Source organism: Bifidobacterium sp. W8112 (assembly GCF_016101425.1).
In the GTDB taxonomy this organism is placed as follows: Bacteria; Actinomycetota; Actinomycetes; order Actinomycetales; family Bifidobacteriaceae; genus Bombiscardovia; species Bombiscardovia apousia.
Map to the genome: position 1 here is coordinate 1 of NZ_JACFQN010000009.1, position 336 is coordinate 336.

Sequence of the window (336 nt, forward strand, 5' to 3'; positions counted from 1 at the left end):
CGGGGCTGATGCTCCACCTGCTGTTCCGGCTTGCCGGCGTCCAGTGGGCGGCCAGGGTCAGGTCCTTGTCGACGGGCCTGCTGAAGTCGTAGGCGACCTCGCCGGTGAACCAGCCGTCGAACAGGAAGCCTTCCCGCACAGGGTCGGGGGAGGGCCGCTTCGCCCTCCCGTACGGGGATGAGACAGTCTGGTCCGCTGGTTTCGGGCTTCCGCCGCCCGTGTCGAAGCGGATCGTGAACGCGGATCCTGGCTCCGCAGCCCGTGCCGGCGGCTGGTCGACCGTGTACGCAAGGCTCCTGGCGAAAGGCTGCCCGTCCTGCCTGCCCGTGATGAGGA

The 336-nt window shown here is 69.3% G+C and carries 1 protein-coding gene; it reads right to left on the reverse strand.

Annotated elements, in window-relative coordinates; all coding sequences use genetic code 11:
* On the reverse strand, positions 1 to 336 hold a 336-nt coding region (locus tag H3T92_RS08160), incomplete at both ends, for an InlB B-repeat-containing protein (protein ID WP_198189890.1).